We start from the raw sequence: 25,912 nt of genomic DNA on the forward strand, positions 1-25,912 counted from the left end.
AAGGGAATCGGATCGCTGCCGATTCCCTAAAAGTGATTAGCTGTATACACTGCGAATAACGTTTGTTTGTGATCTGTCTGGTCCTACAGAGAAGATCGATAAAGGAATTCCTGTAAGCTGTGAAATTCGCTCAATATAGTGTCTTGCGTTTGCTGGAAGCTCACTTAAATTACGTACGTTTGTGATGTCTTCTGTCCAGCCTGGAAGTTCCTCATATACAGGTTCACATTCTGCAAGTACTTTTAGGCTTGCTGGGTACTCGCTGATGGTTTCACCTTTGTATTTGTATGCTACACAAATTTTTAATGTTTCGATGCCTGTTAACACATCAATTGAGTTAAGTGACAGGTCTGTCAATCCGCTTACTCTTCTTGCATGGCGAACGACAACACTGTCAAACCAGCCTACACGGCGAGGACGTCCTGTTGTTGTCCCATATTCACGGCCTACCTCACGAATTTGATCGCCGATTGCATTATTTAATTCTGTAGGGAATGGGCCATCACCTACACGAGTTGTGTATGCTTTTGATACTCCGACAACGTGGTTAATCTTAGTAGGTCCAACACCGGAGCCAATTGTAACTCCACCCGCAACAGGGTTTGATGAAGTGACAAACGGATATGTACCTTGGTCAATATCAAGCATAACCCCTTGTGCACCTTCAAATAGAACACGGCGTCCCTCATCCAACGCATCGTTAAGCACAACTGATGTATCACAAACATATTGTTTAAATTGTTGGCCATATTCATAATACTCGTCTAAAATTTCCTCAACAGTGAAGCCTTCTACTTCATAAAATTTCTCTAATAGACGGTTTTTTTCCTGTAATGCACGAACTAGCTTTTCTTCAAAAGTATCTCGTTCAAGCAAATCAGAAATACGGATTCCGACACGAGCTGCTTTGTCCATATAAGCTGGTCCAATTCCTTTTTTTGTTGTTCCAATTTTATTTGCGCCTTTACGTTCCTCTTCTACCTCGTCTAATTTTAAATGATAAGGTAAAATGACATGCGCACGATTACTGATTCGTAAATTATCTGTTGTAACGCCGCGCTCATGTAAGTAAGCAAGTTCTTTTACAAGTGCTTTAGGATCAACAACCATTCCGTTACCGATCACACAAATTTTATCTTTATAAAAAATACCAGATGGAATTAAGTGAAGCTTGTACGTTTCTCCATCAAATTTAATTGTATGACCTGCGTTGTTTCCACCTTGATAACGAGCAATAACCTCTGCATTTTCAGAAAGGAAATCAGTGATCTTCCCTTTCCCTTCATCTCCCCATTGAGTTCCAACAACTACTACTGAAGACATTCCGTGCACCTCCGTAATTTCGCACTAATCAAACATGTTTATTTTATCAGTGAGGAATAGGAAAGTCAATGAAAGTACGAACATTTATAAATAATAATGGATTATTCGTTCGTAAATTCATCATTATTCCTTAAAATAATAACGTTATCTTTCTTAACCCTTCTTAATTAAAAAACCACATACGTTATTATTTTATCCTAATATAAACAGATCACTCTCTAAAAAACAAAGAAAACTCACCAACTGGCGAGCCTGAAAGGTGAAGACAGAGGAGTAGTTACATTGATACTTCACATTTAAAATTGGCCTCTACGTCGATTTACTTCTCCGCTGCCAATTTATGCTTTCTTAACGTATAAAAAAGAAGACCGCATCTGCGACCTCCTTAAGCGCCTTGTGGAACACCGGAATCATCAAAACGCCGTTCCAAATTGACGAATTTATTATATTCTTTAACAAATGCTAGTGAAACCGTCCCAACAGGACCATTACGCTGTTTTGCAATAATGATTTCGATGATATTTTTATTCTCTGATTCTTTATCATAATAATCATCACGATATAAGAAGGCAACGATATCTGCGTCCTGCTCAATACTTCCAGATTCACGGATATCTGACATCATTGGACGCTTATCTTGACGCTGTTCAACACCACGGGACAGCTGTGATAAGGCAATGACAGGTACCTTCAATTCACGGGCTAATTCCTTAAGGGTACGGGAGATTTCTGATACCTCTTGCTGACGGTTATCGGTTCGTCCGCTGCCTTGGATCAGCTGCAGGTAATCGATCAAGACCATCCCTAAGCCGCTTTCCTGCTTTAATCTTCGGCATTTTGCCCGAATTTCACTGACACGAATACCTGGTGTGTCATCAATATATATTCCTGAATTTGATAGACTTCCCATTGCCATTGTCAGCTTTCCCCAATCCTCAGGGGTTAATGTACCTGTTCTGAGCCTTTGGGCATCAATATTTCCTTCTGCACAAAGCATCCTCATAACAAGCTGGTCTGCACCCATCTCCAGACTGAAGATTGCTACATTTTCATCTGTTTTTGTTGCTACGTTTTGTGCAATATTTAAGGCAAAAGCTGTTTTACCAACAGATGGACGGGCTGCAACGATAATTAAGTCGTTTCGCTGAAAACCGGCTGTCATTTTATCAAGCTCTGTAAAGCCTGTCGGGATTCCAGTTATGTCACCTTTGCGGTCATGGAGCAATTCAATATTATCGTATGTTTGGACAAGAACATCTTTAATGTTCTGGAAAGCCCCTGCATTTTTCCGTTGAGCAACCTCCATGATGGTCTTTTCAGCTTCATTGAGAAGCACTTCCACCTCATCTTCACGACTATAGCCGTCTTGTGCAATGGTCGTTGCCGTGCGGATTAAGCGTCGTAAGATCGATTTCTCTTCGACAATTTTTGCATAATATTCAATATTCGCTGCAGTAGGAACAGAGTTTGCTAAATCACTTAAGTAAGAAACTCCTCCTACATCTTCTAAAAGATTTGCATCCGCCAGCTCAGAAGTTACGGTTACAAGATCGACTGGTTCCCCTTTATCGGACAATTCAAGCATCGCATTATATATTCGTTGATGTGATGCCCGATAAAAATCATCAGGAATTAATAGCTCTGATGCTAAAGTTAACGATGCCGGCTGTAAAAAGATTGCACCTAATACTGCCTGTTCCGCTTCTATATTTTGTGGTGGAATACGATCACCAATTAACTCGTTTATGATGATCACCGTCCTTTATGTTAATTAGTAAGCTATGAAAATGTAAATCTCCCTAAGTATTAAGGATAAAAAAAATGTGGCTTCGCTTCAAGAACAATTTCACTCTTTCCACAAAACCACATCTGCTTCCAATAATTACTGTTCCGTTACATGCACCTTTACTGTTGCTGTTACTTCAGGATGCAGCTTAACTGGTACATTTGTATAACCTAATGCACGAATTGCATCTGGAAGGTCTATTTTACGTTTATCAAGCTTGATATTATGGCTCTTTTTAAGCTCATCTGCTATTTGCTTACTTGTAATGGAACCAAATAGACGTCCGCCCTCACCAGATTTTGCTTTTAATTCAACTGTTAATTCATCTAATACCTTTTTAAGATGCTGCATTTGCTCTAATTCTTCAATCGCTTCTTTTTCTTGCTTTTTCTTTTGTGCATTTAAAGAACTTACATTTGCATTTGTTGCTTCAATTGCAAGGCCCTGCTTAATCAAAAAGTTGTGGGCATAACCATCAGCAACATTTTTGATTTCGCCTTTTTTCCCTTTTCCTTTTACATCTTTTAAAAATATAACCTTCATGATTCTTCTCCTCCTTCTAGATAATCATCTATGATTGCTTTTAGTCTTTCTTCTGCTTCCTGAAGCGTGTCATCATACATCTGGGCAGCCGCATTTGTTAAATGACCTCCGCCATCAAGAGCTTCCATGATCACCTGGACATTGATATCACCTAATGAGCGGGCACTTATGCTTATACACCCTTCGCTGCGTTTCGCTATGACAAATGAAGCCACAACTCCATTCATTGTTAAAAGCGTATCAGCTGTTTGCGCTATAATGACCTGTTCAAAATACTGATTTTCCTCAGCACTGGTAATCGCAATCCCTTCTCGATAAATAGAGGCATTTTGGATCAATTTTGCCCGCTTTACATAATTTTCGATATCTTCCTTCATGAATTTCTGAACTAAAACGGTATCAGCGCCTTTCGCTCTCAAATAAGAAGCAGCATCAAATGTACGGGATCCCGTACGAAGAGTAAAGCTTTTCGTATCAACGATAATGCCTGCTAATAAGGCAGTAGCCTCTATCATATTCATTTTCTGACTCTTAGGTTGATACTCTAACAGCTCTGTCACAAGTTCAGCTGTTGATGAGGCATATGGCTCCATGTAAACGAGGATTGGGTCTTTAATAAACTCCTCACCACGTCTATGATGGTCAATGACAATCACATGCTCACTTTTTGCAAGCAGCCTTTCATCAATGACTAAGGATGGCCGGTGAGTATCGACAACAATTAGCAATGTTTCATCTGTCATAATTTCAAGCGCTTCCTCTGGTGTAATAAATCTTGACCATAGCTCTGGATTTTGTTTCACTTCAGCAAGTAATTGTTCAACACCTGAATCAAGGGCATTTGGGTCTAAAACAATAAACCCCTCTTTTTCATTGACTTGAGCCACTTTTAATATCCCAATCGCCGAACCAATTGCATCCATATCCGGGAACTTATGTCCCATAATCACTACTTTATCACTTTCTAATACAATTTCTTTTAAAGCATGTGAGATGACACGGGCGCGTACTCGTGTCCGTTTTTCCATTGGATTTGTTTTTCCGCCATAGAATTTGACCTTGCCGCTCGTTTGCTTTATAGCAACCTGATCTCCACCACGGCCTAGAGCTAAATCAAGACTCGATTGGGCCAAATCGCCAAGCTCTTGTAATGATGAGACACCTGTACCAATTCCGATACTTAATGTTAACGATACATTATGGACCGTCGTTTTTTCTCTTACTTCATCTAAAATCGAGAATTTTGTTTTTTCCAGTTTTATTAAAATATTTTCATTTAGCACACCTAAAAAACGTTCAGACGAAATCCTTTTTAAAAAGATTCCATAATCCTTCGCCCACTTGTTTAATAAAGCTGTAACCTCACTATTAATCGCACTTCTTGTCTGATCGTCCATTCCTTGTGTTACTTCATCATAATTATCTAAAAAGATTAAGGCCAATGCAGTCCGTTCATTCTCATATTGCTGCTCAATTTCTATTTGCTCTGTTACATCAAAGAAATATAATAAACGATCATCGCGTTTTATAATCACTTTAAATTTTCGATCATGCAAGGTAATGGTTTCAGAATTGATTTCTTGTTTAATTAACGGCACTAAAGAATCTGCAACATCATATAATGATCGTCCCACTAATGTATCTTCATCAAAACAAGATGTTAAAAAAGGATTAGTCCACTCAATAACATATTGATCATTATATAACATAATTCCAATCGGCATTTCCATTAAGGCCTCTTCGCCGACTTTTTTCAATCGATAAGAAAGCGTTGTGATATACCCTTCCATTTCAGTTTGAAAATCAACCACAGCTTTTCTCAAATAAAGAAGGGCAGCACCTAGAAGAACCGTTACAAGGAGACCAATCATCCAATTAAAAAAATAGAGAAACAGTACAGAAATGACTGTTACGGCAATTAACACATAAATCGGGTATCGGACTAATGGTTTTTCATACAAACTCGGCATCCGCTCTCATCAACTCCTCTTTAGGCACTGAATCCTATCTTACTTTTTTTGTTATTTTACCACGGAGAGGGAAGCATAAATCAATTATACCTAAGATTCTAACAAGATAAAGCAGGATTGGTATAAGTAATGATGCAATCAAAACGATAATCGGCACAGCCTTGGATAGGCCTTTCATATAGGAATAGTAAAATACAAATGAGAATCCTTGAATCAGGACGAAAAATTGCAGAATAAAATATAAATTCATCAGCGCCATATAATAGAAGCTGTCTGGATCTATGTTTACCATAATTAGCAGGGAGACAATTAAATAATACCAAAATAAACTTTGCGGGAGCCGCAAATACCTGAATGGCTTTAATGGAGCAACTCCAACCTTCAACCGTTTAAGAACAGGTACGGCGATGATATGGCTAATGACAGCGAACATCATTCCTGTTGCCGCGAATATTGTAGGAGTTAAAATATGTATAAGATCTAATCCCTGTTTAAGCTGTTCAAATTGCCCCTCAACATTAGCATCTGGATTTAGTGATGAATACATCGATTTTGATTGCTCGATTGACTGCTCTAATAAAGAGATGGAGTCTTTAATCATATCAATTTGAAGAATAAGAATGGTTCCTATATAGATCACAACTAAGCCGATTGTATAAGCTAAGCTTCCTCCAATTAGAGCACCTATTGATTGCTTTCTTTTATAAAAGATACCCATTGTTACTCCACTTAATCCAAACATGAATGCTAACAGAATGTTTGTCATGGAACCAAATAGGATAGACAGCAGACTTCCAGCAAATAACATCATCAATGAAACACCTAAACCATGTCTTATCGTAAAGATAATAAATGGCAAAGGAAGGACAAACAGCAGGACAGTACCTATAAATGGTGCATAAAGCGAAAAGAGCATTAAAACCAGGAAAAGAGCCAATAAAATGGCGCCTTCTGTAATCACATGAATCCGCCTCATCATTTCACCTCTTCTTTAAGGGGATCAAGCTTTATTTTAGACTACCTTCCACTTGTAATCAAACATCTGGCACAACAAACAATAGCAACATACCTTCTTACATATTTACTCTTAAAATAGTGTTAGTATATCGTAAAAAGAGAAATATTATGTCTAATTATAAACCGTGGAATATGTATCTACAAATGTATAAAAAAGCACAGATCGGAAAAAGTCCAATCTGTGCTTTATACTTATTCACCAGAAACGTATGGTAATAAAGCCATTTGACGAGCTCTCTTAATAGCTACAGTCAATTTACGTTGGTATTTTGCACTTGTACCTGTTACACGACGAGGTAAGATTTTACCACGCTCAGATACGAATTTTTTTAGTAAATCTACATCTTTGTAATCGATGTGTGTGATTCCGTTAGATGTGAAAAAGCACACTTTACGACGTTTTGCACGTCCACCTTTACGTCCGCCTGCCATTGTCTATTTCCTCCCTTCTGACTATGATTAGAATATATGTTTAAACTTAAAACGGTAAGTCGTCATCAGATATATCAATAGGTTTTCCATCGTTTGCAAATGGATCGTCATCAAAGCTTGTACGCCCTTGATTACGTTGATTTTGATCTGAACCGAACGGATTTTGATTTCCAGAATTGCCAGGATACCCACCAAAATTATTATTATTATTGTTGTTGTAGTTATTGTTGCCGCCTCCGCCGCTTGCACTTCTAGGCTCCAAGAATTGGACACTTTCTGCAACAACCTCTGTTACATAAACGCGTTTGCCTGTTTGATCTTCATAACTACGTGATTGCAGCCGGCCGTCAACACCTGCTAAACTACCTTTTTTAAGGAAGTTTGCAACATTTTCGGCTTGCTTGCGCCAAATCACACAGTTAAGAAAGTCAGCTTCTCTTTCACCTTGTTGGTTCGTAAACGTACGGTTTACCGCTAAAGTAAATGTCGCAACAGCTACTCCGCTTGGTGTGTAACGCAGATCTGGATCTTTTGTTAGTCTTCCGACTAGTACGACTCGATTCAACATCAGAACCATCCTTTTTTGAATATCTTTTCTATTATTTATAAATTAGTCTTCTTTTTTAACAACGATGTGACGAATGATATCTTCGTTAATTTTCGCTAAACGGTCAAATTCTTGAACCGCAGCAGCTTCAGAGTTAACTTGAAGAAGCATATAGTAGCCATCACGGAAATCATTGATTTCGTATGCTAGGCGACGTTTTCCCCACTCTTTTGCTTCAGCTACTTCCGCACCATTTTCAGATAAAACGTTGTTGAAACGCTCAACTAAAGCTTTCTTAGCTTCATCTTCAATATTTGGACGGATGATGTACATAACTTCATACTTTTTCATCATCTTACACCTCCTTCTGGACTAAACGGCCCAATTATGGGCAAGGAGCAATTAAAATAAATTACTCACAATTAGGTATTTTAACAAAAAAAGAACAAAAGCGCAAGCGCCTCGTTCAGCCTTGGGCAAATAATAGAAGGCGCTCTTTGCCTTCAATTCATGAGTGACTAGACCCTAGAGGGGCTAGGCGCTGGAGCTGAACACCAAAACTAAGTAGAATGGTTTTATTCTCAAACATTACAAGCGTAAGCGCCTTATTTACCCGATCTTACACATTAAATCGGAAGTGAATAACATCTCCATCTTGGACAATATATTCTTTTCCTTCTAAACGGACCTTACCTGCCTCACGCGCAGCACCCATTGACTTTGCAGCTAACAGGTCATCGTATGAAACTGTTTCAGCACGGATAAACCCTCTTTCGAAGTCTGTATGGATAATTCCTGCACATTGTGGAGCTTTCATGCCTTTTTTAAACGTCCAAGCACGAACCTCTTGTTCGCCTGCTGTAAAGTATGTTGCCAATCCAAGAAGATGGTAGGAAGCTTTAATTAGCTGGTCAAGTCCTGACTCTTCAATTCCAAGCTCTTCAAGGAACATTTCCTTTTCTTCCCCTTCAAGCTCAGCAATCTCAGATTCAATTTTTGCACAGACAACAATTACTTCTGCATTTTCACCAACAGCAAACTCACGAACCTGTTTAACATATGGATTTTCTGAAGCATCCGCTACTTCATCCTCACTAACATTTGCTACATATAATACAGGTTTAATGGTTAATAAATGCAATTGCTTTACATATTTCAATTGCTCTTCGTTAAACTCTACAGAACGAGCAGGCTTTTCATTTTCAAACGCTTCTTTAAGCTTTACTAAAATCTCATGCTCAAAAACAGCTGTTTTTTCTTTTTGCTTTGCAAGTTTTGCTACGCGGTCAATTCGCTTATCAACCGTTTCTAAATCAGCTAAAATCAGCTCAAGATTAATCGTTTCGATATCAGAAATTGGATCAACCTTACCTGAAACATGGGTGATATTTTCATCGGCAAAACAACGTACAACATGACAAATCGCATCCACTTGGCGAATATGGGAAAGGAATTTATTCCCTAATCCTTCTCCTTTGCTGGCACCTTTAACAATCCCAGCAATATCAGTAAATTCAAACGCAGTAGGCACCGTCTTCTTAGGGTTTACAAGCTCTGTTAGCTTTTGCAGACGCTCATCAGGCACTTCTACAATCCCAACATTAGGATCTATTGTACAAAATGGATAGTTTGCTGATTCAGCACCAGCTTGTGTAATCGCGTTAAATAATGTTGATTTTCCGACATTAGGAAGACCTACAATACCAGCAGTTAATGCCATATTCCCACTCCTCTATTATGAAACAAAAAAATTTGTCCGAATTCTAATCAATCTTCAACAATTATAGATAGTAAATGGATAAAAAACAAGCAAATGAAGGGGACAGTCCCCCGTTTTGAGAACTGACCCTATTTAAACAGCATTCTTTATCCAATTGATTTTTCGATATTAACTAAACAATCATATAACACACTGCCTAAGCCATTATCTGAAAGACCGTCTGACGTAAGTAAATTGACAGAGCCGCCAAATTTATGCCATTGTCCTTCATCGACATTAATCGTTCGAGGATGAGCCTGCTTCATGATCTTGGCGATCCCTGATAGCCTTCCTCGATCATTATAGATGGTGACAGAATCACCATCTTCTATTTGCTTTTCACTAGCAATATCCTCTGAGATTTCAATTTTAACCATCTGTAATGCCTTAATTAAGATATAGTGCTGTGAATGGTTTGACCGTGAAGGGTGGATCGATAAAAGCTGATACGGGTACTTCCTAGCCAATGAAGAATTGGTTATACTTGACTCCTTTGGCGGGAAATAAACCGGTTTCCCTTCATAACCCTTTACTTCTGCAAGGGAAGAGGTGAATTCAAATTTTCCAGTAGGCGTTAAAAATTCTTTTGTTTCCCATGGGACGTGTTGAACAGGGAGCGGCAGCCGTTTTTCTTTTTTTAACCTTTCCAATGTGATGCCATGCTTGTTTAAATCGGAAAGTCCTATTTCTAAAAACTCTGTCCGCGACATATGAAACGCCTCTCCAAACCCTAAACGCTCCGCTAATTGTGTCCAAATCCACAAATCTGATTTGGCCTCTCCAGGCGGTTCCACAAGCTTCTCCCCATAATTGACAAAATGATGATACATAGAGGAATAATAGATATCTTCTTCCTCAAAAACAGTTGTTGTTGGCAATACATAATCAGCAAGTTCGGCTGTATCTGTTAAAAAATGATCGACAACTACAAGAGTCTCAACAGATTTAAATGCCTGTTTAACCTTAGAGGAATTAGGAACCTGGGCAAGCGGATTACCACATGTTACAAAGATCATTTTAATTTCTGGATTTTTGGCTGATAAAATTGCTTCTGCCTGGTTCATCATAGGAAATTGTCTTGAAGCTGCTTTTTTATGTGGCAATGTAAGCCCGTCCATATGAAAGCTTCTGCCTACCTGCAGGTTGCCAAAATTAGCACCACCCCCAGGAATTCCAATATTCCCGCTAACTGCAACTAATGCATCAATTAATCTGATTGTATTACCGCCATTTGCGTATCTTTGCATACCTAACCCTATATATGTCGAGGTCGGACCATCCGCATATAAGGAGGCTAAATATTTTATATCATCAAAGGTCATCTCAGCCTGAGCTAAAATGTCATCCATCTTTATGCTATCTAATAATGCTAAAAGGTCATGATAGCCTATGGTATGGTGATCAATAAATGTTTGATCCTGCTTATTTTCTGCAATCAAATATTTCATAACACCGATTGCAGCTAATCCATCCATTCCAGGTTTGATGGATAGATAACGATCGGCGATTTTCGCCGTTGCATTAAAAATCGGGTCTATAACGGTAATGCTTGCTCCCCGCTTTTTCGCTTCCTGTAAATAGTGAAATAAATGCATATTCGTTCTTGCTACATTTCTACCCCAAATCACAACATGCTTGCTATGAAAAATGTCATCCGGAGCATGGCTAAATGAACTGCCGAAATCCCAGGTTTGAGCTTCAATACCCGATCCCCAGCAGATGCTGCCGACTAACTCCGTTACACCGCCAAAGCAATGAAAGAAGCGCTTATCAAGGTTTATTAACAGCCCATTATTAGCATAATCATGGCTATGCAAAATCGCTGTTGGACCATGGATCTTTTTAATTTCTCTCATTTTTCCAGCAACTTCGTCCAATGCTTGCTCCCAAGAGATCTCAATAAATCTCCCATTCACCTTTTTTAATGGGGTTGTTAATCGTTCCGGGGAATTTGTCTTCGCCTCCAGCATTCTTCCTCTGCCGCAAATTTTCCCTTGGGTAATCGGATGCTCCTTATCTCCTTCAACCTTTGTTACTTTTCCATCCTCAACTGTTACTTCAAAGCCGCAGCTATCCCAGCAGTTTAACGGACAGGATGACTTAAATACTTGTTTCATTGCCTCTATCCCTTCACCCTACTCATTCGTTTCTTCGTGTTTGACAAGTACCTTTTTCATCTTTCGTGTGAACTCTTTTCGAGGAATGAGGACACTATGGCCGCAGCCTTCGCATTTAATGCGAATATCCATCCCTAACCGGATCACTTTCCAGCGATTTGTCCCACATGGGTGCTGCTTCTTCATTTCGACAATATCATTTAGTCCAAATTCCTTTTCCATCATATTTTCCCCTCCGCTCTTAACCAACTTGTTCTTTTTTGTTATACATAACCATTTTAGGATATGGAATTTCAATTCCGTGTTCATCTAAACGCAATTTAATATCTTTGCGCAGCATTCTCGCGATGGCAAAATGACGCATTGGCTCCACTTCACAGACAACGCGCATAATCACCTCTGAAGCTCCTAAAGTTTGGATACCAAGCAGTTCAGGCGGTTTCACAACCCCTTCATATTTCTCTGGAACTTCATCTAATAATTCCTGGATAACACGTTCAGCCATAGGTATGTCCGTTTCATATGCTATGCTGACATCAACAACAGCCATACTATTATGAATAGAAAAATTTGTAACCTCTACAATACTCCCATTTGGTAAAATGTGGAGTTCTCCAGTCCAATTTTTAATTTTTGTTGTTCTTAGTCCAATTTCTTCTACAGTTCCCTCAAAGTTTGCAACACGAATATGGTCGCCAACAGAAAATTGATCCTCAAAAATAATAAAGAAACCTGTAATAATATCCTTTACAAGACTTTGTGCGCCAAAACCTACAGCAAGTCCAACAATACCTGCTCCAGCAAGCAAAGCCCCAACATTTATCGTTAATGTCTCCAGCACCATAATGATGGCAACGAAATAAACAACATATGTCAAAATGTTTTCCAATAGTTTTGTAAGTGTATTTTCTCTTCGTTCAGAAATACGGATTGGTGATTTCCCGCGGAATAAAAAGATCTTGCCAATGGCAAGTTTTCCGATTCGAATAAAAACAGATGAAATAACTAGAACCAAAACAATCTTTAATAACCCTTGTCCTATGTTCACCCATAGTTGTGCATCTGTAATGTACTGATAAAAGTCCTTCCACAAATCCTCAATGATATTCAACCTTATCACCCTTTTCACTAATCTATTTTTAAAATGAGCTGCCATGCTGGAATAAACATTATTTTCATAGCTTATTATACTCTATCATAACACTCGTTTAAAAAAGGAACTTTCATAAAGCAGCACGAAAAATATTACCATTACATTCATGTACTTGCTTATTTTATACCAAAAAAAGACTGACTCAGGCAAAGATTATCCATCCAAAATCGATAATCTATGAGTCAGTCTTTACTATTTTAAACTTCTTCACGTACGATAGCGGCCCATGATTGGATATAGTAAGATGGATACAAGGAGATAAAGATTAATTAACCCGTATAACGGGTATAAAATAGCAACAAGATTGGAAAATCCAAAGCTGGTAAATGGAATCATCAGCAAGACAAAGACAAAAGCCATTACCCAATATGGCAAATTAGAGATCTCCTTAAATCTCGAAGCAAGTCCAAAAATACCTGAAACTGCTGTTGTATAAATGGCAAGCCAAAGCATAATCGACATAAAGAGAAACACAGCAAATGGCGAACCATTTAAAATAGCAAATAAAGGAATTTCATATTCTGCTAAATAATCCGCCATTTGCACCAATGTTTCATTGTAAATAAACGAAATCACACCTAAGACAATACCGCTCCCGATACTCGCTATTTTCGCTTCCTTAAGGTCTTTCATTTCCTTGCCGATTGCAGATAATACGGCAATTAATGGCAATATGTTAAGTGAGGTAAACGTAAAGGCTGAAGGCCAATTATATTGTTTTGTTAAATCCAGCATCCAAGAATGGTGGTTTGAAAAATTGAATGTTAGTAATGCATAAATCAATCCCAGTACCAGCATTGGAATAATGAAAACATTGAGTCGAATGATCCCATTTATATTACTTAGGAAGAGAAGGACTAATAAGACTGAAAAAAACAGGATTCCCCCCCAATAGGGAACAAAAAAGGCTTCAAGTGTAGCACCGCCTCCAGCGATCATAACAATGGTCGTACTAAAAAGATACACCACAATCAAGACATCATAAACATAGGAAAGCTTTCTACCTACTAATCTTTCTAATACCGGAAAAAAGTGATTGGATCTCTCTTCATAACTTATTTTCATAATGACATACACAGCGATGATGAAAATAACAGTAAAAATACAAATGGCAAGTCCGCTTTCAAACCCAAAAAACTGCCATATTTCCCGGCCAGAGGCATACCCTGCGCCAATAATCGTTCCTAAAATTAAAAACATCCATTTAAACCCTGACTTCATTTTCTCTCACCTCTTAAGGCTGTCCAAATTGAAACGAAGATGTATAGAAATGAACATTCTTCCGTATACTGTTACTACTATGATGTGGGAGTGAATTCTATGAATCTAAAAACCGGACTTTTTCAATCTGAAAAAAAACAAGATCGAATTTATTATGAAGATCAGCACGCGATCGAACTCATATCAAATCATATTAATGAGCATTTGCCAAAGCTCACAATAAAGCCCATAGTGATCGTCTGTATTGGAACAGATCGGTCAACTGGAGATTGTTTAGGTCCGTTAATTGGCTATAACATTCAACAAGAATTATCACATTTCCATGTCTACGGTACCCTGAAGGATCCTGTACACGCTGTTAATTTAAAAGAAACATTGGAATTTATTAAAGATAAACATAAAAATCCATTTATCATTGCAATTGATGCATGTTTGGGTCGCTTAAGCAGTGTTGGCTTCGTTCAAGTTGCTGAAGGCTCAATTAAACCTGGTGCTGGAGTAAATAAAGATCTTCCAGCTGTTGGAAATATGCATATCACAGGCATTGTAAATGTCAGCGGATTTATGGAATTTTTCGTCTTACAAAACACACGATTACATCTTGTTATGAGCATGGCTGAGGTCATTTCTAAAGGCTTAATTGAAGCTGAAAAAAGATATGTAGAAAAACGGCGTACAATCCAGGACAGCCTGTTTACTGAACAAAATTCTATTATTAACTAATTCAAACCAACATAAAGAAAACTTGGCTGGCGCCAAGCCTTTAGGCGCAGTGCGACTGCCTAGTTGCACTTATACTTAATTCTTAAAATTTGCCACTAGGTCGAAATTTCTCCTGCGCTGCAAATTTATGCTTTCTTAACGTATAAAAAAACACTGCATTTTATATACAGTGTAGATGTCAATAATAATATTGTAATAAAACTATTATCGTGACAATTAAAATACTCGGCAGAAGATTTGCAACTCTGATTTGTTTAATTCCAAGCATATTAATGCCAATTGCAAAGATAAGTACTCCTCCAGTTGCTGTTAGCTCAGCTATTAAAATATTTAAGAGTGAATCTGATAGAAACTGATGAATCACATTTGCAAATAATGAAATGCCGCCCTGATAAATAAAGACTGGAATCGCTGAAAATAAGACTCCTATCCCAAGAGTGCTTGCTAATACAATACTTGTAAAGCTGTCGATCATTGATTTTGTTAAAAGCACGGCATGGTCCTGTCTAAGACCACTATCAAGTGCTCCAACTATTGCCATTGCTCCAACAACAAAAATTAAGGTTGCCGTTACAAACCCTTGAGCAATATTACCGCTTTCTGATTTCCCTAATTTACGTTCAAGGACATTTCCAACATGGTGCAAATGATCTTCTATTCGCAGCCATTCGCCGATTACTGTACCTACTACTAAACTAACAATGACTATAAAAAAATTATCACTTTTTAATGCCATATCAACTCCAAGAATAACTACCGAAAGGCCAATTGCTATCATGACCGTTTGTTTCATTTGCTCTGGTATTCTTCTAAGGAATAAACCAAGCATGGTTCCAGCGATTATTCCTATTGCGTTCATAATACTTCCAAATAAAACCAATTACTTTCCGCCTTTCTGATGATTTGCTATATATTTTGTGATTGTCTTTCTAAAATTGGCAGAAGTAGTATCATACTTTGCTTATTAAACATTTCTTGCATAAAAAATACTGACTCGATGAAGAGCCAGCGGTTTCTGAACTAGTTATTAAGCTTAGGATGATTGTTGTGATTGCAATAATTCTAAGATACGTTCTAAATCATCCTGAGAAAAGAACTCAATTTCTATTTTCCCTTTTTTCTTTTGCTTTTTAATTGTAACAGATGTCCCAAAATACTCCTGTAAGTATGTTTCACGCTCTCTAATAAAAACATCCTTTTCAGGCTTTTTCTTCTTAGTTTCACGTGGAACATTATTTAACTGTTGGACAAGCAATTCCACTTGACGAACATTTAACTGTTCTCGAATTATTTTTTCTACTAATAGATTCAGCTTTTCTTTATTCTTCAAACCAAGAAGTGTACGACCATGTCCCATTGACAGTTTTCCTTCTGAAATAAGCTGTTGAATCTTCTCAGGCAAGGATAGTAAGCGAATATGGTTGGCAATATGAGGTCTACTTTTCCCTAGACGTTTTGCGAGCACTTCTTGGGTAAGATTAAGCTTTTCCATTAACGCTTGGTAAGCCTGAGCTTCTTCAATTGGTGTTAAGTCTTCACGCTGCAAGTTCTCTAATAGAGCCAATTCCATCATTTGCTGTTCTGAAAAGTCTCTAATTACAGCTGGTATGACCGTCAGCTTAGCTTCTTTTGCTGCACGAAAGCGTCTTTCTCCAACGACAATTTCAAACCCTTTAATGCTCCTGCGAACAACAATCGGCTGTAAGATCCCATGCTGCAAAATTGATTCTTTTAGCTCGTTAATTGCTTCCTGATCAAAAACCTTACGTGGTTGATAAGGATTTGGACGAATTTCTTTTAACTTTAAATCTTGCACTGTTTCATCTTGTCCAGCCTCAATATGAGTAAATAAAGCATTTATCCCTTTACCTAAGCCTTTAGCCACTAACAACCACTTCCTTTGCCAAATCTAAGTAAACTTCTGCTCCTCTGGATCTTGGGTCATAAATGATAATTGGTTGACCATGACTTGGTGCTTCACTTAAACGAATATTTCTAGGAATAATCGTCTTGTAAACCTTATCTTGGAAATACTTTTTCACTTCTTCGATGACCTGAATACCTAAATTCGTTCTTGCGTCAAGCATGGTTAATAGAACACCTTCAATCATTAACTCTGTATTTAAATGCTTCTGGACGAGTCGAACAGTATTCAATAACTGGCTTAATCCTTCTAATGCGTAATATTCACATTGAACCGGTATTAAAACGGCATCTGATGCGGTTAGTGCATTAATTGTTAGCAATCCTAATGAAGGTGGGCAATCAATGATCATATAATCATAATGGTGTTTAACTGATTCAATTGCCCTCTTTAATCTCACTTCTCGGGAAATAGTTGGCACAAGCTCTATTTCTGCTCCTGCTAATTGTATAGTAGCTGGAATAATATCTAAGTTTTCTACTGCTGTTTGTTTAATAACATCTTTTACATCTACGTCATCTACTAAAATATCATAAATGCAATGTTCAACATCGGCTTTTTCAATCCCTATACCGCTTGTTGCATTACCTTGTGGGTCAACATCGACGAGAAGCACTCGTTTACCGATGTATGCTAAGCAAGCACCTAAATTTACAGAAGTCGTTGTCTTTCCGACTCCCCCTTTTTGGTTTGCAATGGCAATAATTTTTCCCACGATGTCACCTGCTTTCATCACGAATAAACAATAGAATAGCTTTTAGTTACCATTTTATTATTTTATCATGAAATTTATCGAAAGGTCTGTCTTTTTTTGGATTTCTTCGATAATAGTATTTTCTACATAGAGAAAATCACGTTTTCAACACTACTTTTTGATGATTTTCCTTATTAAAAAGATTGTTTCCTACACGAGAAAAAAGGGCTGGTTAGGCAACCAGTCCTCGTGTGTTATATTGAAATTTTTCGTTTCTATTTATCTATAAAAATAACAAAAGGTTATTTAGGAATTTTGATCGTAAACTGAATATACTCATCAAACTCTTCTTCTTCCGTATTCAGCTTTACACCACTATCAGCTACCATTGTTAGCGACTGGCGTATTGTATTCATGGCAATTCTAGTATCTCTACTAAATGCTTTTCGTTTCGGTTTTGGTTTTACATTCTTTTTTTCTAGTAGCCTAACTACTCGATCTTCTGTTTGTTTTACATTTAGCTGCTTATCGATGATTTCCGTTAATAGCTTCGTTTGCGCTTCTGGATCTTTTAAAGGAATAAGCGCTCGTGCATGCCGCTCAGTGATAAGCTTTTGTAAAAGGGCATCCTGTACATCTTGCGGGAGCTTTAACAAGCGAAGCTTATTCGCAATTGTCGATTGGCCTTTTCCAAGACGTTGCGCTAATGCCTCTTGGGTAAGATTATGCAATTCAAGCAGCTTTGCATAAGCAACTGCTTCCTCAATTGAAGATAATTCTTCCCTTTGCAGGTTTTCAATTAAGGCTACGCTTGCTGTTTCGGTATCATTAAAATCTTTTACAATAGCAGGAATCTCTTCCCAACCAAGGGTTTGCACAGCACGCCAGCGTCTCTCACCAGCAATAATCTCATATTTCCCATCTATTTCACGAACAACGATTGGCTGTATAATTCCATGTGTACGAATGGTTAACGCTAATTCTTCAATCTTTTCATCTGAAAAAACGGTACGTGGCTGGAAGCGATTAGGAACAATATCCTGAATAAGGATTTTCTTAACCTCTTCCTTGTGTTGTTCTTCCTCTGTTGCTTCTTGTTCTTGTTCTATTTCATCAACGACGACTTGTTCTGCCTCTTTTTCTCCCAAACCGAAAAAACGAGAAAATGGATGCTTCATGAACCTACACCACCTTTAAAAACTACCATTTTTAATATTCTCTTTTTCTTTAATTATTTCCTGCAAAATATTTAAAAGTTCCAGTAAGTGTTTCAAATGAAACACTTACTCAATTGGAAGCTTATTTGGCGTTCCAGGTTTTCTAGGATATTTTTTAGGTGTTTCTTTTATTTTTTCAATCAATAAGATTGTTCTCTCGCTTTTTTCTAAAGGGAGATCAAATGAGTGAATGTCTTTTACCTTACCGCCTAGTACATTTAGTGCTTTTTTACCAGCATCAAGTTCTTCTTTTGCGGCTGCCGCCTTCATTGCAATAAAGTTACCGTTCTTTTTTACTAAGGGTAGACATAGTTCACTTAGAACCGAAAGTCTTGCAACAGCCCTGGCTGTCACAACGTCAAACGATTCTCTTTTGCTTTTATCTTGACCAAATGTTTCCGCACGGTCATGGAACAATTGAACATTTTTTAAGCCCAATTCATTTGTCAGGTGTGTTAAGAAATTAATTCTTTTTTGCAAGGAATCCACAATCGAAACTTGAAGATCAGGAAAACAAATCTTAATCGGTAAACTCGGAAAGCCCGCACCTGCACCAACGTCACAAATAGAAAGCGGCTTTGAGAAATCAAAGTAAAATGCAGCCGATATTGAATCATAAAAATGCTTTAAATAGACCTCTTTTTTGTCTGTGATTGATGTCAAGTTCATCTTCTCGTTCCACTCAACCAATAAGTTGAAGTATAACTCAAATTGGTCCAATTGCTGCGGAGAAAGGACAATTCCCTTCTCCGCTAGACTTGACTGAAATAATTCTGTATCCATACCCAAACCCTTTCTGTTTATCCCATAAGTCTCGCTAACCATCAGTTGGAAAAACTCCAACTGATGGTAGTCTCGCTTTATCCCATCTTAACGGTCAGTAATTCCCACTACCGTACTTTGCATGTAATTTAGATAGCTAGGGAAACTGTCCGTAAAGATCCGATAAGTCTCGCTAACCATCAGTTGGAAAAACCTCCAACTGATGGTAGTCTCGCTTTATTGATTTGAAACTCTTGCAATACGGCCTTGTTCAAGGTATATCAATAGAATGGAAATATCTGCTGGATTTACTCCTGATATACGTGATGCCTGAGCAACGGATAATGGTCGAACTTGTTTTAGCTTTTGACGAGCTTCGGTTGCTAAGCCATTAATGGCATCATAATCAATATTTTCAGGGATTTTTTTATTTTCCATCTTTTTCAGTCTTTCTACCTGCTGCAACGATTTCTCAATATAGCCTTCATATTTTATTTGAATTTCAACCTGTTCTTCTACTTCTGGATCCAGATCTATTTCAGATGGAACAAGTTGCTTAATATGGTCATACGTCATTTCAGGACGTTTTAATAAATCCGAAGCTCTAATGCCATCTTTCAGTTCGCTTCCTCCAACAGAAAGAATTAGTTTCTGTGTTTTTTCATTAGGTTTAATAATAGTGGAAACTAAGCGTTTCTTTTCTTCTTCGATGGCTTGCTTTTTATTTAAGAATCTTTCAAAGCGTTCATCGGAAATCAGTCCAAGCTTTTTCCCGATTTCTGTCAAGCGCAAATCAGCATTATCATGACGAAGCAGCAAGCGGTATTCTGCTCTTGAAGTAAGTAAACGATATGGCTCATTTGTTCCTTTAGTGACTAAATCGTCAATAAGGACACCAATATAAGCTTCAGATCTGCTTAAAATGACTTCTTCTCTTCCTAACGCTTTTTGGGCAGCATTAATTCCTGCCATAATCCCTTGTCCAGCGGCTTCTTCATAGCCTGAGGTACCATTTATTTGTCCGGCAGTAAATAATGAAGAAATCTTTTTCGTTTCTAATGTCGGCCAAAGCTGAGTTGGAACAATCGCATCGTATTCGATTGCATAGCCTGCACGCATCATTTGTACCTTTTCAAGGCCAGGGATTGTTTTTAACATTTGCTGCTGAACGTCCTCTGGCAGGCTTGTTGATAGTCCTTGTACATATACCTCTTGCGTATTTCTCCCTTCCGGTTCTAGGAAAATCTGATGGCGAGGTTTGTCATTAAAACGAACCACCTTGTCTTCAATTGAAGGACAATAGCGAGGACCAGTTCCTTTGATCATTCCTGAATACATAGGTGAACGATGTAGGTTATTATCGATGATTTTATGTGTCTCTTCACTTGTATAGGTTAACCAGCATGGAAGCTGATCTGTAATGTATTTTGTTGTTTCATATGAAAAGGCACGCGGAACTTCATCACCTGGCTGAATTTCCGTTTTGCTGTAATCAATAGAATGACTGTTTACACGTGGCGGTGTTCCTGTTTTAAAGCGTACCAAATCAAAGCCCAGCTCCTGTAAGTGCTCTGAAAGCTTAATCGATGGCTGCTGATTATTCGGGCCGCTAGAGTATTTTAATTCCCCTAAAATGATTTCTCCTCTTAAAAACGTACCTGTTGTTAAAACAACAGACTTTGCCGAATACTCTGCACCTGTTTGGGTGACGATCCCCTTACATACGCCTTCTTCAACGATTAATCGGTCAACCATACCTTGTAGCAAAGTAATATTCTTTTCATTTTCCAATGTTTTTTTCATTTCATGCTGATAAGCAAATTTATCTGCTTGTGCACGCAATGCTCTAACAGCGGGACCTTTACCTGTGTTCAACATTCTCATTTGTATATGTGTTTTATCAATATTTCTACCCATTTCTCCGCCTAAAGCATCGATTTCCCGAACTACAATGCCTTTTGCTGGTCCGCCAACAGATGGGTTACATGGCATAAATGCAACCATGTCTAAGTTAATTGTGATAACAAGCGTTTTGGCACCGATTCTTGCTGAAGCAAGTGCAGCTTCAACACCTGCATGACCGGCACCAACGACAATCACATCAAAATCTCCGGCATGATAGGACATAGAATATCCTCCTTATTTAAAATCTAAATTTATTTCCGCTTTTCTATTTTCCTAAACAAAATTGAGAAAAGAGTTGATCAATTAAACTTTCGTGGACTGCATCACCAATAATTTCGCCGAGCTGCTCCCAGCACCGTGTTAAGTCGATCTGTATCATGTCAATCGGTATCCCTTCCTCAATCCCATTTAATGCCTCATTTATTGATGTTTGTGCGGCAGTTAATAAGGCAATATGGCGGGAATTTGAAACATAGGTCAAATCCTGGCTCTGTACATTTCCTTGAAAGAATAAAGCACCGATGGCTTCTTCTAATTCATCTATCCCCTTTTCCTCTAATAAAGAGGTCGTAACAACAGGGCGCCCAGCTGCCAGTTCCTTTACTTTTTGAAGATCAATCCGTTGTTCTAAATCTGTTTTATTTACAATTACGATTACATCCATCCCTTTAACGGCTTCAAAAAGCTGGATATCTTCATGTGACAGTTCTTCATGATAATTTAAGACAAGGAGAATGAGATCTGCCTCTTTTAAGACCTTTCTCGATTTCTCTACACCAATCCGTTCAACAATATCTTCCGTTTCGCGAATTCCTGCTGTATCCACTAAGCGAAGTGGAACACCTCTTACATTTACATATTCTTCGATGACATCTCTCGTCGTTCCGGGGATATCGGTGACAATTGCTTTATTTTCATGAACAAGACTATTCAGCAAAGATGACTTTCCAACATTCGGTCTTCCAATTATAACTGTTGATAAGCCCTCTCTTAATATTTTCCCTTGGCTGGATGTTTGCAAAAGCTTGCTAATTTCATTTTTGACATATGTCGCTTTTTCAACCAGCATGTTATGAGTCATTTCTTCTACATCATCATACTCAGGATAATCAATATTTACCTCAACATGTGCCAACGTTTCTAAAATCTCTTGTCTTAGCTTTTGAATCAGCCTTGATAATCTTCCTTCCATTTGACCTAAGGCTACATTCATTGCCCTGTCTGTTTTCGCTCGAATTAAATCCATTACTGCTTCAGCCTGAGATAAATCAATTCGGCCATTTAGGAAGGCACGTTTTGTAAATTCACCTGGTTCTGCTATTCGTGCACCATGTTGAACGACCAATTGCAGTACCCGATTAACTGTCACTAATCCGCCATGACAATTTATTTCAACAACATCTTCCCTTGTAAATGTTTTTGGACCCTTCATTATGGAAACCATAACCTCTTCAACAACATTGCCAGTTGCCGGGTCAATTAAATGCCCGTAATGGATCGTATGGGAGTCTACCTCTTTTAGCCTTTTATTTGTCGGGGATTTGAATAGTTTGTCAGCAATAGCGATTGCTTCCTCACCGCTCAATCTCACAATGGCAATAGCCCCTTCTCCTAAAGGCGTTGATATCGCAGCGATTGTATCTAACTCCATTTCTACGATCACCTCTCTTTAGTTTCTTTCATCTATATCATGACATCCTTTTATATGCATTGACCAAAATTTAAAGATAGCATATTTCACATTTATACAAAAGCTAAATACTTCTTTATTTTATCCACAGTTATCCCTTTTCTAACTATTCCTCTACTTATTTTAACTTATCCACATGTTAATAACAATATTTGCTCTTCACCACAGAATACTTTATCCATAATCAACAGAATCTTTCTTTTCTCTTAATCGTCAAAATTCGACTTTTCTAATTCTATATTTGTATAGAAAATTTAATATTCTTAATCTTAAACTTTTAGCAAAACAAAAACCGGCTCTATTTTGAGCCGGCTTTTGCTTTTAGTGAAATAACCAAATGACGATTGGGTTCTTCACCAACAGAATATGTTTTTATATCATGAAATTCAGATAAAGCAGCATGAATAATTTTTCGTTCATATGAAGGCATCGGTTCTAATGAAACAGTTTTTGATGTTCGAATAACCTGCTGCGCTAAACGGGACGCCAATTGAATTAACGTCTCTTTTCTGCGTTCTCGATAATTCTCAGCATCAATAATGATCTGAATATAGTAGGTTGAATATCGATTCGCTACTAATTGTGTTAAATACTGGAGAGAATTCAACGTTTGTCCCCGTTTACCAATTAAAAGAGCCATCTTATCTCCGGTAAGCTGAAAATTAACTACCTTGCCAGACTGTTTTATTTCAATCTCGGCATCTATTCCCATTTTCTTTATCACGTTTGAAAGAAACGCATGTGCTTCTTTTACCGGGTCTTGTATCAATTTTACTCTGACATTTGCGGGCTTTTTCCCGAAGATTCCGAAGATACCTTTTTTACCTTCATCTAAAATCGTAATCTCGACTTCATCTCTAGTTGCTTTTAATTGGCTTAATGCTTCTTCCACTGCTTCATTGACGGTCTGTCCATTAGCAGTTATCTCTTTCACTTTTTAGTTCCTCCATCTTTGCTTGCCTTAAGTTCAGGTCCTTTTACAAAATACGTTTGTACAATCATAAATAAGTTACCTACTACCCAGTACAAGGAAAGTGCTGCAGGGAAGCTGATGGCAAAGATCACAATCATAATCGGCATCAGCCATAACATCATCGCCATTTGCGGATTTTGATTTGCTGTTCCAGCCATCATCATTTTCTGCTGAACAAATGTTGTTACCCCGGCAATTAGCGGCAGAATAAAGTACGGATCCTTTTCCCCAAGATCAAACCATAGGAATGTATGCTCTGCAATTGCTTCTGTTCTCATAATCGCATGATAGAAACCAATTAAGATTGGCATTTGAATGATTAATGGGAAACAGCCGGCAAGTGGATTTACACCATGCTTTTGAAATAACGCCATCGTTTCCTGCTGAAGCTTTTGTTGTGTTTGTTGATCTTTTGAGCTATATTTTTCTCTTAATTTCTGCATTTCTGGTTGTATGGCTTGCATTGCCTTCGAGCTTTTCATCTGTTTCATCATTAATGGTAATATAGCTAAGCGAATGATAATGGTAACTAAAACAATTGATATTCCATAATTATCGCCAGTTAATTCTGCAAAATATGTAATAAGTTGTGATAAGGGATACACAATATACGAATTCCAAAATCCTTCACTTTCAGATGTAATTGGTTGATTTACCTCCGTACATCCAGTTAAAAGGGTTAATACACTTAAAAAGCCAGTTATTAAAAGTATGCGCCTCTTCAAACCTTATTTCCTCCTAATCAAAAAATAGATACCTATCCGTACGTTAATGAAATGAAAAAGTTTCACATCATTCATATCTTATCATTTTTATCATGATTTTTCCTTTTTAAAAAGTAAAGAAAAATAATTTTTCCATCTATTTAGCTAACCAGCTAGGGCGCCAAAGAGCACTGCCGCTTTCTTCTTTTTCGACAATCATTTAGACTGATAGATTTTTGCCTTGCGAAACAAGTGGTTTAAACTGCTTTTTACCTCATGATACCCCATGTCAGCTGCTGGCTTTCTGGCAATGATAATGTATTCCTTACCACTTGCTATTTTATGCTTATCTTCTAAAAAAACTTGTCGAATTAAGCGCTTTATTCTATTTCTTGTCACTGCATTGCCAATTTTCTTACTTACAGATAACCCAATTCGAAACTCTTTTTCTTCAGGATTTTGCATTATGTAAATAACAAATTGTCGATTTGCAATCGATTTTCCATGTTTAAAAACAGCTTGAAAATCTTCATTTTTTTTTATCCGATATTTTCTTCTCATTTTGTTTCACTCCGGTATGTTCTGCTTGCAATCCTCTTAAGGCAGAATTCTCACCATCATTATAGCTGAAATAGAAACGATTTAAACAAACCAATCTTTTGCCAGGCGAAAAAATCGTTTCTTCTTCATCTTTACACAACGATCCATTTCCATTATAAAAATCCGTAATGATTGACACTCATCTTACTTGCAAAAAAAGACCACTGATTCTTCAGTGGCCTATGCTGATAATACTTTTCTTCCTCTGCGACGACGGCGAGCAAGAACTTTACGTCCATTAGCTGTGCTCATGCGGCTACGGAAACCATGAACTTTACTACGTTTACGTTTATTTGGTTGATAAGTACGTTTCATATATGACACCTCCCTGAGGAATAACAGTTAAAGACAGTCTTATTAATTATAGTGACCGATCCTATAAATTGTCAACCTTCCCTCAAATATTTCATCAGGAAATATCTTCTTCGACAGGCTCATCTCTTGTGGATAATAATCCGACATAATTCTTCACTATCCACATCAGTTATCGACAAGTTTTTCACAACTTGCACCCATGTGGACAAATTTCCTCAACAATCGGATAGTTATGTGGATAAGTTTGTAAAAACCATTGCATCTCTAGTTTTATTCTGATATTATATTTGTGTTTTCACTCTTAATATAGAATGCTATATTTATCTTTATCCACAGTCTGTGGATAAATTGTGGAAAAATTTAAACACCTTGTGTAAAATGTTGTCCACAAATTTGTCGTTTTGTCGAAAAGTCGTTTTTCTACTATATTATATATTTATTCACATTTTCCTTATTTGTATGTTTATACATGACTATTCGCATATTGTACAAAGGTTGTACAAAGATGATACTTGGGTAAAGGAGGGACAAACCACT

General features: G+C 37.7%; 25 protein-coding genes. 1 reads left to right on the forward strand and 24 read right to left on the reverse strand.

Features of this window, described 5'->3' with window-relative positions:
• Positions 1–36: 36 nt before the first annotated feature.
• The 13 genes from ACSVDH_RS29670 to ACSVDH_RS29730 all read right to left on the reverse strand — a co-directional run bounded on the left by ACSVDH_RS29670 (position 37) and on the right by ACSVDH_RS29730 (position 13,868).
• Positions 37–1,323 (reverse strand): adenylosuccinate synthase, encoded by a 1,287-nt coding sequence (locus ACSVDH_RS29670; protein WP_299089814.1) that lies wholly within the window; start codon positions 1,321–1,323, stop codon positions 37–39.
• 385 nt (positions 1,324–1,708) lie between these two features.
• Positions 1,709–3,070 (reverse strand): replicative DNA helicase, encoded by a 1,362-nt coding sequence (gene dnaB, locus ACSVDH_RS29675; protein WP_299089853.1) that lies wholly within the window; start codon positions 3,068–3,070, stop codon positions 1,709–1,711.
• Between the two features lie 135 nt (positions 3,071–3,205).
• Positions 3,206–3,652, reverse strand: a complete 447-nt coding sequence (gene rplI, locus ACSVDH_RS29680; RefSeq protein ID WP_299089815.1) for a 50S ribosomal protein L9 — start codon at positions 3,650–3,652, stop codon at positions 3,206–3,208.
• Entirely contained in the window at positions 3,649–5,622 is a 1,974-nt protein-coding gene (locus tag ACSVDH_RS29685; RefSeq protein WP_439252375.1) for a DHH family phosphoesterase, read from the reverse strand. The genes rplI and ACSVDH_RS29685 overlap by 4 nt, the downstream gene beginning before the upstream one ends.
• 34 nt (positions 5,623–5,656) lie before the next feature.
• Positions 5,657–6,598 (reverse strand): YybS family protein, encoded by a 942-nt coding sequence (locus tag ACSVDH_RS29690; RefSeq protein WP_439252374.1) that lies wholly within the window; start codon positions 6,596–6,598, stop codon positions 5,657–5,659.
• Between the two features lie 233 nt (positions 6,599–6,831).
• Positions 6,832–7,071 carry a 30S ribosomal protein S18 gene (gene rpsR / locus ACSVDH_RS29695; RefSeq protein WP_046588211.1) on the reverse strand — a complete coding sequence of 80 codons (240 nt, stop codon included), beginning with the start codon at positions 7,069–7,071 and terminating at the stop codon, positions 6,832–6,834.
• A gap of 46 nt (positions 7,072–7,117) precedes the next feature.
• Positions 7,118–7,639, reverse strand: coding sequence for a single-stranded DNA-binding protein (ssb, locus tag ACSVDH_RS29700; protein WP_439252373.1), 522 nt, complete (start codon positions 7,637–7,639; stop codon positions 7,118–7,120).
• A gap of 42 nt (positions 7,640–7,681) precedes the next feature.
• Positions 7,682–7,969, reverse strand: a complete 288-nt coding sequence (gene rpsF, locus ACSVDH_RS29705; protein WP_299089822.1) for a 30S ribosomal protein S6 — start codon at positions 7,967–7,969, stop codon at positions 7,682–7,684.
• 268 nt (positions 7,970–8,237) lie between these two features.
• Complete coding sequence (gene ychF / locus ACSVDH_RS29710; protein WP_439252372.1) at positions 8,238–9,338, reverse strand: redox-regulated ATPase YchF; 1,101 nt, start codon at positions 9,336–9,338, stop codon at positions 8,238–8,240.
• A gap of 146 nt (positions 9,339–9,484) precedes the next feature.
• A complete protein-coding gene (locus tag ACSVDH_RS29715; protein WP_439252371.1) occupies positions 9,485–11,494 on the reverse strand; it encodes a molybdopterin-dependent oxidoreductase in 2,010 nt (669 codons plus the stop codon).
• Between the two features lie 18 nt (positions 11,495–11,512).
• Entirely contained in the window at positions 11,513–11,719 is a 207-nt protein-coding gene (locus ACSVDH_RS29720) for a DUF951 domain-containing protein (protein ID WP_439252370.1), read from the reverse strand.
• A gap of 16 nt (positions 11,720–11,735) precedes the next feature.
• Positions 11,736–12,605 (reverse strand): mechanosensitive ion channel family protein, encoded by an 870-nt coding sequence (locus ACSVDH_RS29725; RefSeq protein ID WP_299089826.1) that lies wholly within the window; start codon positions 12,603–12,605, stop codon positions 11,736–11,738.
• 249 nt (positions 12,606–12,854) lie between these two features.
• Complete coding sequence (locus ACSVDH_RS29730) at positions 12,855–13,868, reverse strand: YkvI family membrane protein (RefSeq protein WP_299089827.1); 1,014 nt, start codon at positions 13,866–13,868, stop codon at positions 12,855–12,857.
• Between the two features lie 99 nt (positions 13,869–13,967).
• On the opposite strand from ACSVDH_RS29730, the gene yyaC reads away from it, so the two are divergent.
• Positions 13,968–14,591 carry a spore protease YyaC gene (gene yyaC / locus ACSVDH_RS29735; protein ID WP_439252369.1) on the forward strand — a complete coding sequence of 208 codons (624 nt, stop codon included), beginning with the start codon at positions 13,968–13,970 and terminating at the stop codon, positions 14,589–14,591.
• 178 nt (positions 14,592–14,769) lie between these two features.
• Here yyaC and ACSVDH_RS29740 read toward each other — a convergent pair whose 3' ends face one another.
• From ACSVDH_RS29740 to rpmH, 11 genes are all read right to left on the reverse strand, one after another.
• A complete protein-coding gene (locus tag ACSVDH_RS29740; protein ID WP_439252368.1) occupies positions 14,770–15,471 on the reverse strand; it encodes a DUF554 domain-containing protein in 702 nt (233 codons plus the stop codon).
• A gap of 153 nt (positions 15,472–15,624) precedes the next feature.
• Complete coding sequence (locus ACSVDH_RS29745; RefSeq protein WP_299089832.1) at positions 15,625–16,476, reverse strand: ParB/RepB/Spo0J family partition protein; 852 nt, start codon at positions 16,474–16,476, stop codon at positions 15,625–15,627.
• Positions 16,469–17,230 carry a ParA family protein gene (locus ACSVDH_RS29750; RefSeq protein ID WP_299089833.1) on the reverse strand — a complete coding sequence of 254 codons (762 nt, stop codon included), beginning with the start codon at positions 17,228–17,230 and terminating at the stop codon, positions 16,469–16,471. The genes ACSVDH_RS29745 and ACSVDH_RS29750 overlap by 8 nt, the downstream gene beginning before the upstream one ends.
• A gap of 281 nt (positions 17,231–17,511) precedes the next feature.
• Positions 17,512–18,387, reverse strand: coding sequence for a nucleoid occlusion protein (gene noc / locus ACSVDH_RS29755; protein ID WP_439252367.1), 876 nt, complete (start codon positions 18,385–18,387; stop codon positions 17,512–17,514).
• A 105-nt stretch (positions 18,388–18,492) separates the two neighbouring features.
• Positions 18,493–19,209 (reverse strand): 16S rRNA (guanine(527)-N(7))-methyltransferase RsmG, encoded by a 717-nt coding sequence (gene rsmG / locus ACSVDH_RS29760; protein WP_439252366.1) that lies wholly within the window; start codon positions 19,207–19,209, stop codon positions 18,493–18,495.
• 216 nt (positions 19,210–19,425) lie between these two features.
• On the reverse strand, positions 19,426–21,315 hold the full coding sequence (mnmG, locus tag ACSVDH_RS29765; RefSeq protein WP_439252365.1) for a tRNA uridine-5-carboxymethylaminomethyl(34) synthesis enzyme MnmG: 1,890 nt from the start codon (positions 21,313–21,315) through the stop codon (positions 19,426–19,428).
• Positions 21,316–21,358: 43 nt separating this feature from the next.
• On the reverse strand, positions 21,359–22,744 hold the full coding sequence (gene mnmE / locus ACSVDH_RS29770; protein WP_299089837.1) for a tRNA uridine-5-carboxymethylaminomethyl(34) synthesis GTPase MnmE: 1,386 nt from the start codon (positions 22,742–22,744) through the stop codon (positions 21,359–21,361).
• 337 nt (positions 22,745–23,081) lie between these two features.
• Positions 23,082–23,717: an RNA-binding cell elongation regulator Jag/EloR gene (gene jag, locus ACSVDH_RS29775; RefSeq protein WP_439252364.1), complete on the reverse strand. Its 636-nt coding sequence runs from the start codon at positions 23,715–23,717 to the stop codon at positions 23,082–23,084.
• A complete protein-coding gene (gene spoIIIJ / locus ACSVDH_RS29780; RefSeq protein ID WP_439252363.1) occupies positions 23,714–24,481 on the reverse strand; it encodes a YidC family membrane integrase SpoIIIJ in 768 nt (255 codons plus the stop codon). Before spoIIIJ ends, jag begins: the two co-directional genes overlap by 4 nt.
• A gap of 195 nt (positions 24,482–24,676) precedes the next feature.
• Positions 24,677–25,021: a ribonuclease P protein component gene (gene rnpA / locus ACSVDH_RS29785; RefSeq protein ID WP_439252362.1), complete on the reverse strand. Its 345-nt coding sequence runs from the start codon at positions 25,019–25,021 to the stop codon at positions 24,677–24,679.
• 219 nt (positions 25,022–25,240) lie between these two features.
• Positions 25,241–25,375: a 50S ribosomal protein L34 gene (rpmH, locus tag ACSVDH_RS29790; protein ID WP_026561635.1), complete on the reverse strand. Its 135-nt coding sequence runs from the start codon at positions 25,373–25,375 to the stop codon at positions 25,241–25,243.
• Between the last annotated feature and the right edge of the window lie 537 nt (positions 25,376–25,912).

The organism is Metabacillus sp. Hm71, assembly GCF_051842955.2.
Taxonomy (GTDB): domain Bacteria; phylum Bacillota; class Bacilli; order Bacillales; family Bacillaceae; genus Metabacillus.

Bases quoted from the DNA above. Each gene is read 5' to 3' on its own strand.
- ACSVDH_RS29685 (WP_439252375.1), bottom strand. From the start codon at position 5,622: ATGCCGAGTTTGTATGAAAAACCATTAGTCCGATACCCGATTTATGTG.
- rpsR (WP_046588211.1), bottom strand. From the start codon at position 7,071: ATGGCAGGCGGACGTAAAGGTGGACGTGCAAAACGTCGTAAAGTGTGC.
- rpsF (WP_299089822.1), bottom strand. From the start codon at position 7,969: ATGAAAAAGTATGAAGTTATGTACATCATCCGTCCAAATATTGAAGAT.
- ACSVDH_RS29670 (WP_299089814.1), bottom strand. From the start codon at position 1,323: ATGTCTTCAGTAGTAGTTGTTGGAACTCAATGGGGAGATGAAGGGAAA.
- ACSVDH_RS29690 (WP_439252374.1), bottom strand. From the start codon at position 6,598: ATGAGGCGGATTCATGTGATTACAGAAGGCGCCATTTTATTGGCTCTT.
- ssb (WP_439252373.1), bottom strand. From the start codon at position 7,639: ATGTTGAATCGAGTCGTACTAGTCGGAAGACTAACAAAAGATCCAGAT.
- mnmG (WP_439252365.1), bottom strand. From the start codon at position 21,315: ATGTCCTATCATGCCGGAGATTTTGATGTGATTGTCGTTGGTGCCGGT.
- ACSVDH_RS29715 (WP_439252371.1), bottom strand. From the start codon at position 11,494: ATGAAACAAGTATTTAAGTCATCCTGTCCGTTAAACTGCTGGGATAGC.
- yyaC (WP_439252369.1), top strand. From the start codon at position 13,968: ATGAATCTAAAAACCGGACTTTTTCAATCTGAAAAAAAACAAGATCGA.
- ychF (WP_439252372.1), bottom strand. From the start codon at position 9,338: ATGGCATTAACTGCTGGTATTGTAGGTCTTCCTAATGTCGGAAAATCA.
- ACSVDH_RS29720 (WP_439252370.1), bottom strand. From the start codon at position 11,719: ATGATGGAAAAGGAATTTGGACTAAATGATATTGTCGAAATGAAGAAG.
- rpmH (WP_026561635.1), bottom strand. From the start codon at position 25,375: ATGAAACGTACTTATCAACCAAATAAACGTAAACGTAGTAAAGTTCAT.
- rplI (WP_299089815.1), bottom strand. From the start codon at position 3,652: ATGAAGGTTATATTTTTAAAAGATGTAAAAGGAAAAGGGAAAAAAGGC.
- ACSVDH_RS29730 (WP_299089827.1), bottom strand. From the start codon at position 13,868: ATGAAGTCAGGGTTTAAATGGATGTTTTTAATTTTAGGAACGATTATT.
- mnmE (WP_299089837.1), bottom strand. From the start codon at position 22,744: ATGGAGTTAGATACAATCGCTGCGATATCAACGCCTTTAGGAGAAGGG.
- noc (WP_439252367.1), bottom strand. From the start codon at position 18,387: ATGAAGCATCCATTTTCTCGTTTTTTCGGTTTGGGAGAAAAAGAGGCA.
- rnpA (WP_439252362.1), bottom strand. From the start codon at position 25,021: ATGAGAAGAAAATATCGGATAAAAAAAAATGAAGATTTTCAAGCTGTT.
- rsmG (WP_439252366.1), bottom strand. From the start codon at position 19,209: ATGGATACAGAATTATTTCAGTCAAGTCTAGCGGAGAAGGGAATTGTC.